Below are 14,677 nucleotides of genomic sequence, written 5' to 3'. Positions count from 1 at the left end.
ATGCGCATGCTCTTCTTCGCTTTTTTTTAGGAGTGCTTCTCTGCCACGTTTGCCTCCCCACTTTTTTGCTTTGCGGATTTATTCGGTCTGACCACAAGTACATCACAAGGTGCGTGGCGTGTAATATATTCTGATACACTACCAATTAAGAAGCGTTCGACAGCATTCAGCCCCGTTGCTCCACATATAATAAGGTCGATTGGCTTTGTTTTCGCGATATCTTTGGTTATGATTATTTTGGGAGATCCATATTCGATTATATACTCTACTTTAGTAACGTTTGCTTGAGTACAAACTTCCTTATAACGTGCCATTAAGTTCTCAGCAAATTCTGTAGCTCTAACAGAAGTAGAGTGATCATAAGCTTCAATAGCATTGGTACGAGTATCGACAACATGAGCTAAAATGAGATTGGCACTATCCTTCACCATTTCAATTGCTTGATTAAATGCCTCATCTGCTTCTACTGAACCATCTACTGCGACTAAAATGTTTTCATAATGTTTACTCATTTAAATCTCCTCCTTTACCTATTATTATACATACCCTTTTTATGAATAAATGTAGCCATTTTTCAAACAATAATGAGGAAAAAATAATGACAAAGGAGTGAACAATCTTGAAAAAAGAAGAAAGAAATGAATGGAATCAATTGTATGATGAAAATGAAGCAGAACAATCTATTAGCGATTCAATAATGGAGGCATATAACGGTGGTGCAGTCAGTCGCCAACAATTGACGAACGAATCCAATGAAGATGAATTAAGCTAAAGTAATATAAAAGGCGTTTTGTCATATGACAAGCGCCTTTTGAGCTTGTATTTAAAAAACTTCATAAGAGTAGACAAAAACACCTTTACTGTTAAAATAATTTTGTGATGGATATATTGTAGTTACCCCACTATGTTAAAAGATGTAAAAAAACGGTTGATTACAGGAAGCAATTTAGGTCATGTCCATTGATAGCCATTTATATTAGAATAGAACGATAGGGGAAAGGTTTATTAAGGGGGAGAAGAAGATGGAGCAAAAAAAGCTTGATCCAAGATATAAAGTTGCTAATCGAGAAGCGCTTATCGGTGTCGGTATTGCGATAATCAACTTTTTCATATGGTATTCTTTTGCCTACGGCTTAGGTAGTAAGCCTGTTGAAGAGTATCAATATATCTTTGGATTACCTTCGTGGTTTTTCTATAGCTGTGTGTTAGGGTTTCTAATTATTACAGTCATCGTTTGGTTGGTTGTTAAGTTCTTGTTCTCTGATGTACCTTTTGAGGAGGAAGAACAATGAATTGGGGAGTAGCTATACCATTAATTATTTTTTTATGTTCACTATTCTTTTTTGGGATTTATGCAACAAAATATTTAAAGCATGGACCTGATTTTTTACAAGAATATTTTCTAGGTGGAAGAAATCTTGGTGGCTTATTATTGGCGATGACGATGGTGGCTACATATGGGAGTGCGTCAAGCTTCATCGGTGGACCTGGAATTGCTTATAATATGGGTCTTGGCTGGGTGTTATTGTCGATGTCACAAGTGGTAACAGGCTACTTTACACTCGCTATCTTAGGTAAAAAGTTTGCCATTATCTCTAGGAAGACAAAAGCGGTTACTTTAAATGACTTCTTAAGAGAACGCTATCAAAGTAAATGGGTAGTCATCTTATCGTCAATTTGTATAGTTGTTTTCTTATTCGCTTCCATGTCTGCGCAGTGGATTGGTGGTGGCCGATTATTAGAATCGTTTATGGGATTGTCGTATCAATCAGCACTTTTAATTTTTACATTATCTGTTCTTATTTTTGTTGTGATTGGTGGTTTTCGTGCAGTTGCCATCACTGATACAGTTCTCGGTATGATCATGTTAATTGGTACAATTATTATTTTAGTAGGAACAATCATTGCTGGTGGTGGGGTACCGAATATTATCGAGAAATTAACAGCAGAAAATCCTAACTTGATTACACCCTTCGGTGCAGACGGTTCATTAACGCCTTTATACGTATCCAGTTTTTGGCTTCTGGTTGGTGTTGGTGTGGTTGGTTTGCCCCAAATTGCTGTCAGAGCAATGTCTTACAAAAACGCAAAGGCAATGCATACGGCGATGATTATCGGTACACTTGTTACAGGCGCTATTATGCTAGGTATGCATCTTACAGGTGTATTTGCACGAGTGGTGATTCCTGGAATTGAAGTCGGGGATACGGTGATGCCGCAATTGACACTAACCATTTTACCTTCATGGTTAGCAGGGATTGTGTTGGCAGCTCCGATTGCAGCGGTCATCTCAACAGTCAATGCATTGTTACTTCTTGTCAGTTCATCGTTGGTGAAAGATATTTACATAAATTATATTAACAGTAAAGCAACAGATCAGTTTATTAAAAAGTTGACGTTATCTGTGACAGCCATCATTGGTATTCTAGTGTATATTGTAAGTATAGAGCCACCTGATCTTCTTATCTGGCTTAATTTATTTGCTTTTGGTGGATTAGAAGCAGCGTTTATCTGGCCAATTATTATGGGGCTTTATTGGAAAAAAGGAAATGCCTATGGGGCTCTTGCTTCTATGATTACAGGGGTAAGTAGTTATATTATTATTGACCGTTTATTTCCGGACTTATTAGGCGTGCACCCGGTCGTTGTCCCAGTGTTTTTATCTTTTATACTTTATGTCCTTGTTAGTTTGTTCACACAATATAAAAAACCAACTCAACAACAGGAGATTATCGATAAATTTTGGTATGTTTCAAAGTAGTTATTTTCTAAATGAAACAAAGTAAAATAAAACCTGAACAAACACAACCAATTGTGTATGTTCAGGTTTTTTCTTTCTTAGCAAGTTTAATAAAAAAGTGAAGGTATACATTGCGGTGTTTTTATTCTAAATGAAAACACAAGAGGAAAAATGTTTTCTAAAATAATTATTATTAGAATTATCTTATTATTACGTTGGTGCAATAAAGTGTGATAGTATTTATATGAATGCGTTTACATATCTATATTTTCTAAATATATATATGTTAAAGTATTTTAAAATATTTATTTTTTGGGAATGAAGGTGAGATGAATTGGCGAATGAGGTGAAAAAACAAGGGTATACAAAAGGAAAATTGATTGGGTTATTTCTCGGTCCAATACTTGCATTAATTGTATTCTTTTTATTACCAAGTGATATGATTGGTTATGAAGGAAGGGTAGTTATTGCTAGTATAATGATGATTGGTACGTATTGGGTGACAGAGGCGGTACCGATGGCGGTTGCATCGTTATTACCGTTAGTTCTTATTCCGTTATTTGGCGGTGCCCCGATTGATGTGGTTTCAAGATCTTACGGAGAATCCGTTATTTTTATGTATATGGGTGGATTTATTTTGGCAATTGCCATTGAAAAATGGAATTTACACAGAAGGATTGCACTCAATATTATTGACATGATTGGAACGTCAAGCCATAAAATTATTCTCGGTATTATGCTTGCCACAGGATTGTTAACAATGTTTATTTCGAATGCTGCGACGGCATTAATGATGTTACCAGTTGCATTAGCTTTAATTTCAGAAATGCGAGATAAGAAAATTTTAGAAGGTCAAAATATTGACTTTTTTGCTAAGTCTATCTTACTTGCTGTTGCCTATACAGCAACAATTGGCGGTTTAGCTACGCTTGTTGCGGCTGTTCCAAATGCTGCACTCGCAGGTATTGCTAAGATTCAATTTGATGTAGAGGTCACCTTTTTGCAATGGTTAATCTTTGCAGGTCCGGTTGCGATTATCATGTTTGTTTTCTTATATTTCTATTTAACAAAAATGAAATTTAAGGTAAATGCTGAGAACCAAACAGAAGTGTCTTTTATTAAGGAAGAGAAAAGAAATCTTGGGAAGATAAAAACCGAAGAGTGGGTTGTTATTGCTGTCTTCTTATTAACGGTTTCTTTATGGGTCGGCAAGCCGGCTATTTCTTGGATTGCAGATCAAGTAAGTTTTCTATCATTCTTAGAAAGGTTGGGTTCATTGCCTGACGCAAGCATTTCTATGATGGGTGCTATCCTCTTATTCTTCTTACCAAGTACAAAAGGTGAGAGAATTTTAGAGTGGGGAGATTTAGCGAAACTACCATGGGGTGTATTAATTTTGTTCGGTGGTGGCTTAGCGTTAGCGTCAAGTCTTGAGCATTCGGGTGTGAATGACTTTATTGCCGTAGCATTACAAGGATTAGAAGCATATACACCGTTTATCATTATTCTTCTACTTGTTGTCATTGTATTAGGTATGACAGAAATACTGTCAAATACTGCTGTTGCCAACCTCGTCTTACCAATTTCAGCAGGTTTAGGTGTTGCTATTGGGATCGATCCTTTAATTATGATGGCAGCTGTTGCCTTAGCAGCGGGATCATGTTATATGCTTCCTGTTGCAACTCCACCGAATACCGCTGTTTTTAGTGCGGGTGAACTGGAAGTAGCCGATATGGCTAAAGCGGGTGTTTGGCTAAACGCAGTTAGTGTAATCGTGATTACATTAGCGGTTTATTACTGGATGCCAATCGTCTTTGGTATTACGATATAAAAAGAAGACCCCGAGTATAATGACGGGGTCTTCTCTATGTTATTTAATGGTTTGTAACTCTTTTGGGAATTGTGTTAATGGTATAGCACCGTCTTTTGTTAGAACAAGATCATCTTCGATACGAACACCGGCTACTCCTGGTACGTAAATACCTGGTTCAATTGTGTACACCATGCCTTCTTGTAGAAGCAAATCATTTGTTTCTGTTAATGAAGGATATTCATGGACGGAAATACCAAGTCCGTGACCGAGGCGATGTGGGAAGTAATCTCCATATCCGGCATCTGCAATAATTTTTCTTGCTGCTAAGTCAACTTCTGATGCTTTTGCACCAGGTTTACATGCTGCTATTGCTGCTAATTGCGCTTTGAGCACGGTGTCATAAATTTCTTTTTGTTTCTCATTTATTTCACCATAAGCAACCGTTCTCGTAATGTCTGAACAATAGCCTTTCCAAACAACGCCAAGGTCAAATAGAACAAGGTCGCCTTTTTGAATTTTTGTCATACCTGGTGTACCATGCGGAGATGCTCCGTTTTTACCAGTTAGAACCATTGTTGAAAAGGACATTTCATTAACGCCTTTTTTCTTTAATTCATATTCGATTGTAGCTAAAACTTCCAGTTCTGTCTTTCCTTCTGCTATGGCAGCACAGCCTGTTTCAATAGCGAAATCTGCAAGAGCAGTAGCTTCTTTAATAATCGCAAGCTCTTCTTCACTTTTTACCATTCGTAATGTACGAAGCTTTTCTTCAGCAGATACCATACTTGCATGAGGGTAAAGTTCTTTCACCGCTTCATAACGTTCAACATTCATATGTTCTTTTTCGATGGCTATTTTATTAACTGTTGAAAGACGTGTAACAATGGCATCATTAATCATTTTCCATGGATTTTCAATATCTGTATATCCAATAATATCACCATTCCAACCAGCGTTTTTGGCATCCTCTATTTCCATTTTTGGACAGACAAGGAAAGGGTCAGCATCTTGGAAAACGGCTAATCCTAGTAAACGCTCATTAGGATCACTATGAAAAGAGCTCAAGTAAAATACATTTTCTGTTGATGTAATAAAAGATACATCAATTTTGTTTTCTTTCATCCATGATGATAAAATATCCATTCTTTGCTTCATGGTAGTCCCTCCTGGTCTTTATGTAGTAAGCTATAAGCAAGCGTATCAACTATATATGAAAAAGTAAACTTTTTGAACTGTTTAAATTGAAAGAAATAAGGGAAGAGACAGGATAACTTCATATTTATGTTGAAAAAATTACATAGGAAAAACAGAAAGGAGAATCATTTGTGAAAGTATCATTTCATGGCCATTCTATCGTAAAAGTAAAAACAGAGGATAAAACAATTTTATTTGATCCATTTATTACTGGGAATGAATTAACAGACCTTAAGGTTGAAGAAGAAAAACCGGATGTTATTATCGTGACGCACGGACATGGTGATCATTTAGGAGACACAATTGAACTGGCTAAGAAGAATCAATCTCTAGTGATATGTAATGCAGAACTTTCATATTATCTAGGTTTCCATGGTATTGAAGCACACGGCATGAGTATTGGTGGTGCGTATGATTTTGATTTTGGGAAAGTGAAATTAACTCCAGCTTTACACGGAACAGGGCTCGTAACTGAGGATAACCAAATTGTTTATTTAGGTATGCCGGCTGGTGTCTTACTAACAATTGATGGTAAGACAATCTATCATGCAGGAGACACAGGTTTGTTTTCGGATATGAAATTAATTGGAGAGAGACATCCGATTGATTTAGCATTTATCCCGATTGGTGATAACTTTACAATGGGACCAGAGGACGCTGCTTATGCTGTAGAGTTGCTGCAACCGAAACAAGTCGTTCCCGTTCATTACAATACATTTCCACCAATTAAACAAGATCCACACGCTTTCGCTAAATTAGTAAAAGGATCTGATGTAAAAGTAATGGAAGCTGGAGAAGTTGTTGAATTATAATAAATATTGTTGAGAGAAACTGAGATAATGCCACAGATGACTGTCTGTGGCATTTTTGATTTCAATTTGTGAACCAACTAGTTACACTTTTTCATGGAAAAGTGCGTAAGCTAATACAATTGATTAAACCTCTAATATAGTGGGATTAGAATTGAAAAGGCAACTGGGTACATATCAATACTTTTTCACATAATAAATACACTAGTATTGAAGACGATTACTGGTCATGTCCGCTTTCTTCTCTGCATAAATATAGATTATGAGAGGAGAGGATGAGATGAGGAGATATCGTTATATTATTTGTTTATTGCTTGCAGGTGCTATGCTCTTTTACGCAGTCCCTCGTTTAGATGTTTATAGCAGTGGTCTTGAGGGTGTTTTTACCATTACTTGGTTAGCATTTGCATTGATTGTTATTGCCGGAAATTTGACAGCCTTATTATATGAGCCGAAATCAAAGGTAAATGTAAGGACAAGGCGAAAAGTGGTTACATCTAATCGCAAACGAATGAGGTCTTATTAATAATATTGCTCGTTCGTTGAACATCACAACTTTTCATTCTATAATAAGGCTATGAAGGATGAAAATAGAGGGTGATGTCTTGGCTACAAAGCATGAGCAGATTTTACATTATATTGATGAGTTACCAGTCGGAGAAAAAATTTCCGTTAGACAAATTGCAAAGGCACTATCGGTGAGTGAAGGAACAGCTTACCGTGCCATTAAAGATGCTGAAAATAAAGGGTATGTGAGTACGATTGAAAGAGTCGGTACAATTAGAATAGAAAGAAAGAAGAAAGAAAACTTTGAAAAGCTTACTTACGCAGAAGTTGTCAATATTGTTGATGGACAAGTGCTAGGAGGACGAGCAGGACTCCATAAAACATTGAATAAGTTTGTGATCGGTGCGATGAAGTTAGAAGCAATGATGAGATATACTGGGGCTGGAAACTTATTAATCGTCGGAAACCGTACGAATGCCCATGAACTAGCGTTAAAAGCTGGAGCAGCCGTTCTTATTACGGGTGGTTTTGATACGGAAGAAGATGTGAAGCGGATTGCTGACGAATTAGAGTTACCGGTGATTTCAACAAGCTACGATACTTTTACAGTAGCAACGATGATTAACCGAGCAATATATGATCAGTTAATAAAGAAAGAAATTGTTTTAGTAGAAGACGTGCTTACACCTGTTACTCAAACGATTAGCTTGCAAACAACAGATACGATTGAGGAATATTTAAAACATAATCGAGAGACGAGTCATAGTCGCTTCCCGGTTGTTGATCAACATATGAAGGTTCAAGGGATGGTTACTTCCAAAGATATTATGGGCCATAAAACAGATACACCTATTGAAAAGGTCATGACGAAAAACCCGATGACAGTTGGTGGTAAAACAAGTGTGGCTTCTTCTTCACATATGATGGTTTGGGAAGGGATTGAACTCCTCCCAGTTGTTGATCAATCGCATAAGTTAGAGGGAATCATTAGTCGACAGGATGTGTTAAAAGCGCTTCAAGTCATTCAGCGGCAACCACAAGTTGGTGAAACAATTGATGATACGGTGACAAATCAGTTGGTATTAGCGAATGGAAAAACGAAGAATGAAGCGATGTATCGCTGTGAAGTTACACCGCAAATGACGAACCATATTGGTTCCATCTCGTACGGTGTTTTCACGACGATAGTGACAGAAGCTGCTAATCGCGTTTTACGAATGTACAAAAAAGGTGACCTTGTAGTTGAAAATATGACCATATACTTTTTAAAACCAGTTCAAATTGAGAGTATGCTTGATATTTTTCCAAGAGTGCTTGATGTTGGAAGAAAGTTTGGGAAAGTAGATGTAGAAGTCTTCAATGGCGGGGTATTGGTTGGAAAAGCGATGATGATGTGTCAATTAACAGAAAGATAAGCATAAATCGGCTAGTTGATGGATACATCTTCTAATAGCTAGTAAAACATCAACTAGACCGAATTTACTTACTACCTTACAATTGGAGCCACCACAGGTGAAATTGTAAGGTTTTAGTTTTGGTTCGATTTAATCCATTCGGATTCTTCAATCGCACGAGGAAGAAAATATTTATAGGCTTTCATACCAGCCCAAATACTGATTCCGCCAATAATGATAAAAAGAGCAGAGATAACATACGTAATCGTACCGCTATAAAGAAATAGTTGGTTGACACCGAAAAAGAATATAAAGGCACCTAGCGCCATACGTGATTTAGCTGAAATCCATTCTTTTTCTGCAGGACGTCTAGAACGTACGTATTTCACTTTATAGAATACGTACAAAGCAAAAGATAGTGCAATAAAAACTGCAAGTACAAGCATGTACAAACCTCCATAAATAAACATATGTCTTTATTTTAACTTCTATAAGAGGAAATTGCTAGAAGAGAGAGAATAATTATTATAATTGCAAGATGCTTTTCTTTCTTGTGTGTTATTTGAGAGGAGTATACAATGAAGAGTAAAATTCTGTCCGCGATCAAAAAGTATGACAAAATCATTATCCATCGTCATATTCGTCCAGATCCAGATGCCTACGGGTCGCAAGGAGGGTTGGCAGAAATAATAAAAGCTTCTTTTCCGCAGAAACAAGTATATACAGTGGGGCAAGAGGACGAAACCCTGCTCTATTTGCGTAAAATGGACAAGATAAGTAATGAAGTCTACGAAGGAGCTTTAGTGATTGTTTGTGATACTGCCAATACGGAGCGCATTAGTGATCAACGGTACACAAAGGGTGATCTATTAATAAAGATTGACCACCATCCTAATATGGATCCGTATGGAGATTTGCTTTGGGTAGATACTGAGGCGAGCTCTGTAAGTGAAATGATTTATGAGTTTTTTCTAAGTGGTCAAAATGATGGTTTAATAATGACAGATGAGGCAGCAAGGCTGATTTTCGCTGGCATTGTCGGTGATACAGGGCGGTTTATCTATCCAAGTACAACGAATAAAACCTTTGCTTATGCAGGAGAACTAATTAAATATCAGTTCTCAAGGACAGAGCTTTTCGATAGAATGTATGAATTAGCACCCAATCTAATTAAGCTCCAGGGATATATTTTACAACATTTTCATATGCTTGATAGCGGAGCGGCAGTGGTGAAAATGGACAGTAGTTTATTGCAAAAATACGAGGCTACACCTGCTGAGGCGTCGGTTTTAGTCGGAGAGCTCGGCCATGTTAAAGAATTGAAGGCATGGGTGTTTTTTATAGAAGAAGAAGATCAAATAAGAGTGCGCTTCAGGTCGAAAGGTCCGATCATTAATCAACTAGCTCGGTGCTATAAAGGTGGGGGACATCCATTTGCAGCAGGTGCATCTATATATAGCTGGGATGAAGCTGAAAAAGTGATTTCCGACTTAAATGATTTATGTGAATCGTGGACCATTTAATAATTAATAGAGGTTGAGCAATTAATTTAATAACAGCTCAACCTCTAATACAAGTGTTGTATCTATAATAATGGATTGAATATCAGCTCGGTAGCGCTTCCCATTAATGGGGTGGGTTTTATTCACAATTATGCGTTTTACGAGTTCGATACTTTGTCCGACGCTTTTTATATCTCGCGCCATTAAAATACTGATATCTTCTTTGATCGCATCCTCCGTTTGATAGAGGCTGTATTCGTCTAAATTATATTTCTTGAGTGCAGATTGGTCGATTTTAACAACGATCTCTTGGACAGTTAATAATTCTTCGTTTTCTTTATTCAATTTTTTAAATTCCTTCTGCCATATCTCCTTTTCATTTTCTAATTCCTTAATTTCAGCTTCCTGTGTGTGGATTTCTAAACTATAACGCTCTTGCCATTCACCAAAAATGTAAACGAAAACACACCAACTTAATACGCCTCCGATAGCCATTCCAGCAAAAAAACGCTGCCAAGAAGGTCTGCGATAATAAGGGGGGATTCTCATTTAGGTAAATGCTCCTGAGTTAGCCAGATGATGATTTGAGCGCCTGTTTGAGCCCCACCAAAAGCTGAGAGAATTAAGAGACATTGTTTGATAATATCTTTCGTTTGCCCATCAAGGACTCCACGCTCAAAACTATAAACCGTATCAAAAGTACCTCCAATAGCAGCGATAATTGCCCAAATTCTAATAGAATTCGATAGATTGAAAATTTCTGTTAAGGGAGGTTTTCCTGTGAAAAACGCGGCAATGCCACCGATGATTGAACCGCCAATCAAAACACCAAGAGCAATAAAGTAACTTTCTAAAAGAGAAGAAAAGAAGGGTTGCTCATTCATTTACATAACCGCCTTTTAGTGATGAATTCTCTCTATTCCATCATATGGACGAACATCATAAATTATGTTTATTCTTCAATGAATTCATATGGGATTGTACAATGAGAGTTTTCATTAAGAAACAAACGTTCTATAATAAAAGAAGAAGAAAAATGAGGGTGTGAGAAAGTTGTCTTTTATTCACTTGCAAGTATATAGTGCCTATAGTTTATTAATGAGCACAGCTAGTGTTGAACAACTCGTAGCAGATGCCAAAGTAAAAGGGTATCCAGCAATTGCCCTTACAGATAGAAATGTAATGTACGGGACAGCACAGTTTTATAATGAATGTAAAAAAAATAATATTAAACCTATTATTGGGTTGACTGTCGATATTGAAAAGGAACAAGAAGAAGGGACGAACCCAATAGTATTACTAGCAAAAAATAACCAAGGTTATCAAAACTTACTCAAAATAACGAGTAGCCTGCAAACGGCAGCAGAAGGCGGACTCCCGCTCAAGTGGTTGAGGGCTTACTCAAATGGATTAATTGCTTTAACACCTGGTTTAGAAGGCGTAATTGAGAATTACTTGCTAGAAGACCGGTTTATGGATGCTGAAAAATATGCTCGTATGTATAAAGAGATTTTTTCTGGTGATTTTTATCTTTCTATGCAAAGACATGGGCTAACAGAGGAAGAGAAAGTATTGCCGTTGCTTAAGGATTTATCAGAGCAAAGTGATATATCACTAGTTGTGACAAATGCTGTTCATTATTTAAATAAAGAAGATGCCTTTGCTCAACAATGTGCACTTGCTATACGCAATGGAGAAAAATTAGAAGACGAGAGTTGGGAAAGATTACAATCTGATCAATATTCTTTAAAACGTGTGAAAGAAATGGTTGACCTTTTTGTAGAAGAGGAAGAGGCGATTATAAAGACGAATATGATTGCCAGTGAATGTGATGTGGAGATGGACCTTGGAATAAAAAGCTTGCCGAAATTCCCCACTGATGGCCATCTGACAGCCGATCAGCAATTAGAGCAGCTCTGTATGAAAGGGTGGGGTGAGAGATATCCTGATGGAAATGAGAAAGCTAGGAATCGCCTTATGTATGAGCTTTCTATTTTGAAGAAAATGAATTTTAGTGATTATTTTTTAATTGTTGCGGATTTTATGCAGTTTTGTAGAAGGGAAAAAATTTTCACTGGACCTGGACGTGGTTCGGCAGCCGGCTCAATTGTAGCATATGTGCTTTATATAACAGATGTTGATCCGATTCGTTACAATTTGCTTTTTGAACGGTTTTTAAACCCTGAGCGGATTTCTATGCCTGATATTGATATTGATTTTCCTGACCATCGCAGAGATGAGGTAATCCAATATGTGGCAAGCAAGTATGGTCAGCAACATGTCGCGCAAATTATTACGTTTGGAACATTAGCAGCTAAGGCGGCACTTAGAGATGTTGGTAGGGCCTTTGGCTTAAACTCAAAGGAACTAGATCAGCTATCTCGTGCGGTACCTAGTCGACTAGGTATTACCTTAAAATCAGCTTGGCAAGAGTCACATTCTTTGCAAACATTGATTAATCAATCATCGTTATATAAAAGATTATTTAATACAGCACTAAAGTTAGAAGGATTGCCAAGACATACTTCTACACATGCTGCTGGCGTTATCATAAGTGAGCGCCCACTTGTTCAAGTGGTACCAATTACCGGGGGACATGGAGATGTTTTTCTAACACAATTTTCAATGGAGCACTTGGAAGATCGTGGCCTATTAAAAATGGATTTTCTTGGCTTACGTAATTTGTCACTTATTGAAAATATTTTACAGTCTATTAAAAAGAAAACAGGAAAACTTATTCCAATAAAAGAAGTGCCACTTCAAGACCAAAAAGCTTATGAATTACTATCTAGGGGAGAAACAACAGGAATTTTTCAGTTAGAATCAAGTGGGATGAGAAATGTATTAAAGAAACTGCAACCGACTACATTTGAGGATATTGTTGCAGTCAATGCATTATATCGCCCAGGCCCGATGGAAAATATTCCGTTATTTATTGCGAGAAAGCATGGTGAGGAGGAAATTACCTATCCTCATCAAGATTTAGAAGATATATTGAAGCCGACTTATGGTGTCATTGTTTACCAAGAACAAATTATGCAGATTGCAGCAAAGATGGCAGGATTTTCACTAGGGGAAGCTGACTTATTAAGAAGGGCTGTAAGTAAAAAGCAAGAAGAAGTTCTGAATAAAGAAAGAGCACATTTTGTGCATGGTGCGATTAACCAAGGATATACAGAAGAAACTGCCAATCAAATATATAATTACATCGTTAAGTTTGCTAATTACGGATTTAATAGAAGTCATGCAGTAGCGTATAGTATGATTTCTTATCAACTTGCCTATTTAAAAGCCCATTATCCGCTACATTTCATGGCGGCATTGTTAACTTCAGCTATTGGTAATGATGCGAAAGTAGCCCAATATGTAAATGAGGCGAAGCAATTGGGGATTGAGATCTTACCTCCTTCCATTAATAAAAGTATCTTTTCTTTTCAGGTGGAAAATCAAGGAATCCGCTATAGTTTAGCAGCAGTGAAGACGATCGGGGTAAATGCTTGGAAGGAAATTGTTCGAGTGAGAGCAGGTAGATCATTCCAAGATTTATTTGATTTTTGTATCCGTATGTCAGGGAAAGTATTCAATAGGCGAATGCTTGAAATGCTTGTTCATTCCGGGAGTTTTGATGAGTTTGGTGAGGACCGAGCGACACTACTTGCTAGCTTAGATATTGCCTTAGAGCATGCCGAGTTAGTTCAGCCAGATGATGATCAATTTGATATGTTTAGTGAAGAGGAATTTTTCCCTAAACCAAAATACGCAACTGTTGAAGAGATTCCCTTGTTAGATAAACTTGCTAACGAAAAGGCGGCTTTGGGGTTATATCTTTCTGCGCATCCGGTAACAACCTATGAATCATTTTTTTCACTGTTAAAATCTCAAACGCTACAATACATTGAGAGTCAAGAGAGAAAAGTAATTGTTCAATCAGTCGTGTATATCTCAGAAATGAAGAAGATTAGGACCAAAAAAGGAGAAGCGATGGCATTTTTACTTCTTAGTGATCAAACTGGAGATATGGAAGCAGTCGCTTTTCCGAAAATCTATAATAAGTATTCTTCTATCATGCAAGCTGGCGATATTGTCTTTATGAAAGGTGAAGTAGAGGTAAGGAATGGAAAGAAACAATGGATTATTAGAAGTGTTGAAAAAGTAGAAGAAGTGATTGAAAAGGAGGAATCTAAGCCACCTACCCTTTACATTAAGATTACGAAAGAGAATGAATCAGATGAGAAATTAACATTGTTAAAAGAAATTTTACAATATGAAGTAGGGCAATCACCTGTCGTTTTATTCTATGAAAATGATCGTAGATCCATCAAACTTAGTCAAGATGAATATGTATCATACAGCGAAAAATTGACTGAACGCTTAAAAGAATTATTTGGAGGAGAGAATATTGTTTTTAAGCGTTAGCCTTTACAAGTTTTTCAGATATGTTATATTGTTATCATAAACTGGTCAGACCACCATGAAGTTGATTTTTAAAGAATTTGCATTAAGTGTTGCTTTCATTTCCTTATTTATAGGTAAATTGTTCTCTAGTACTGAAGCAATTCTTATTAATGAATACTGAATCATTTTTCTAGTATATGTTTATTGTGAGGTCGACTGCTATTTTGTAACGTCCTAGGTATTTGGTTGTTTTTGCCACATTCTTGATATATGTATTGAAGAATAAGAGAGAGAAAATTTACATATTAAGAAAGAAGAGACAG

14 protein-coding genes are annotated in these 14,677 nt (G+C 36.9%); 9 read left to right on the top strand and 5 right to left on the bottom strand.

The genetic code is table 11. From position 1 onward, the window contains the following. Nucleotides 1-26: 26 nt before the first annotated feature. A complete protein-coding gene (locus MHI57_RS08875; protein ID WP_340975902.1) occupies nt 27-512 on the bottom strand; it encodes a universal stress protein in 486 nt (161 codons plus the stop codon). Between the two features lie 107 nt (nt 513-619). On the opposite strand from MHI57_RS08875, the gene MHI57_RS08870 reads away from it, so the two are divergent. The 4 genes from MHI57_RS08870 (at nt 620) to MHI57_RS08855 (ending at nt 4,571) form a co-directional block, all read left to right on the top strand. Continuing rightward, nucleotides 620-772 (top strand): hypothetical protein, encoded by a 153-nt coding sequence (locus MHI57_RS08870; protein WP_340975901.1) that lies wholly within the window; start codon nt 620-622, stop codon nt 770-772. 250 nt (nt 773-1,022) lie between these two features. Then, a complete protein-coding gene (locus tag MHI57_RS08865) occupies nt 1,023-1,292 on the top strand; it encodes a YhdT family protein (protein ID WP_340975899.1) in 270 nt (89 codons plus the stop codon). Next, nucleotides 1,289-2,761: a sodium/pantothenate symporter gene (gene panF / locus MHI57_RS08860; protein WP_095372291.1), complete on the top strand. Its 1,473-nt coding sequence runs from the start codon at nt 1,289-1,291 to the stop codon at nt 2,759-2,761. The genes MHI57_RS08865 and panF overlap by 4 nt, the downstream gene beginning before the upstream one ends. Before the next feature lie 313 nt (nt 2,762-3,074). Further along, nucleotides 3,075-4,571, top strand: a complete 1,497-nt coding sequence (locus MHI57_RS08855) for an SLC13 family permease (protein ID WP_233435211.1) — start codon at nt 3,075-3,077, stop codon at nt 4,569-4,571. Nucleotides 4,572-4,610: 39 nt separating this feature from the next. On the opposite strand, the gene MHI57_RS08850 is transcribed toward MHI57_RS08855, so the two are convergent. Beyond that, nucleotides 4,611-5,708, bottom strand: coding sequence for a Xaa-Pro peptidase family protein (locus tag MHI57_RS08850; protein WP_340975896.1), 1,098 nt, complete (start codon nt 5,706-5,708; stop codon nt 4,611-4,613). 170 nt (nt 5,709-5,878) lie between these two features. On the opposite strand from MHI57_RS08850, the gene MHI57_RS08845 reads away from it, so the two are divergent. The 3 genes from MHI57_RS08845 to MHI57_RS08835 all read left to right on the top strand — a co-directional run bounded on the left by MHI57_RS08845 (nt 5,879) and on the right by MHI57_RS08835 (nt 8,478). After that, complete coding sequence (locus MHI57_RS08845; protein WP_224935770.1) at nt 5,879-6,559, top strand: metal-dependent hydrolase; 681 nt, start codon at nt 5,879-5,881, stop codon at nt 6,557-6,559. Nucleotides 6,560-6,836: 277 nt separating this feature from the next. Beyond that, complete coding sequence (locus tag MHI57_RS08840; RefSeq protein WP_328197335.1) at nt 6,837-7,082, top strand: hypothetical protein; 246 nt, start codon at nt 6,837-6,839, stop codon at nt 7,080-7,082. A 79-nt stretch (nt 7,083-7,161) separates the two neighbouring features. Then, nucleotides 7,162-8,478, top strand: coding sequence for a CBS domain-containing protein (locus MHI57_RS08835; protein WP_095373634.1), 1,317 nt, complete (start codon nt 7,162-7,164; stop codon nt 8,476-8,478). A 113-nt stretch (nt 8,479-8,591) separates the two neighbouring features. Here the strand turns inward: MHI57_RS08835 and MHI57_RS08830 are convergent, their stop codons facing one another. Then, nucleotides 8,592-8,903, bottom strand: a complete 312-nt coding sequence (locus tag MHI57_RS08830) for a YtpI family protein (protein WP_095372295.1) — start codon at nt 8,901-8,903, stop codon at nt 8,592-8,594. Nucleotides 8,904-9,035: 132 nt separating this feature from the next. On the opposite strand from MHI57_RS08830, the gene MHI57_RS08825 reads away from it, so the two are divergent. Next, nucleotides 9,036-9,980 (top strand): DHH family phosphoesterase, encoded by a 945-nt coding sequence (locus tag MHI57_RS08825; RefSeq protein WP_322909667.1) that lies wholly within the window; start codon nt 9,036-9,038, stop codon nt 9,978-9,980. A 21-nt stretch (nt 9,981-10,001) separates the two neighbouring features. Here MHI57_RS08825 and ytrI read toward each other — a convergent pair whose 3' ends face one another. Together ytrI and MHI57_RS08815 are read right to left on the bottom strand one after the other, a co-directional pair. Then, a complete protein-coding gene (gene ytrI / locus MHI57_RS08820; RefSeq protein WP_095372297.1) occupies nt 10,002-10,508 on the bottom strand; it encodes a sporulation membrane protein YtrI in 507 nt (168 codons plus the stop codon). Next, on the bottom strand, nt 10,505-10,843 hold the full coding sequence (locus tag MHI57_RS08815; RefSeq protein ID WP_095372298.1) for a YtrH family sporulation protein: 339 nt from the start codon (nt 10,841-10,843) through the stop codon (nt 10,505-10,507). The genes ytrI and MHI57_RS08815 overlap by 4 nt, the downstream gene beginning before the upstream one ends. Before the next feature lie 160 nt (nt 10,844-11,003). On the opposite strand from MHI57_RS08815, the gene dnaE reads away from it, so the two are divergent. Next, nucleotides 11,004-14,375 (top strand): DNA polymerase III subunit alpha, encoded by a 3,372-nt coding sequence (gene dnaE / locus MHI57_RS08810; protein WP_324837514.1) that lies wholly within the window; start codon nt 11,004-11,006, stop codon nt 14,373-14,375. Nucleotides 14,376-14,677: the final 302 nt, after the last annotated feature.

The sequence above is a fragment of the Cytobacillus sp. FSL K6-0129 genome, from assembly GCF_038007625.1.
GTDB lineage: Bacteria > Bacillota > Bacilli > Bacillales > Cytobacillaceae > Cytobacillus > Cytobacillus kochii.
Note: the sequence above shows the minus strand (reverse complement) of the source record. Positions and strands in the feature narration are given on the sequence as shown.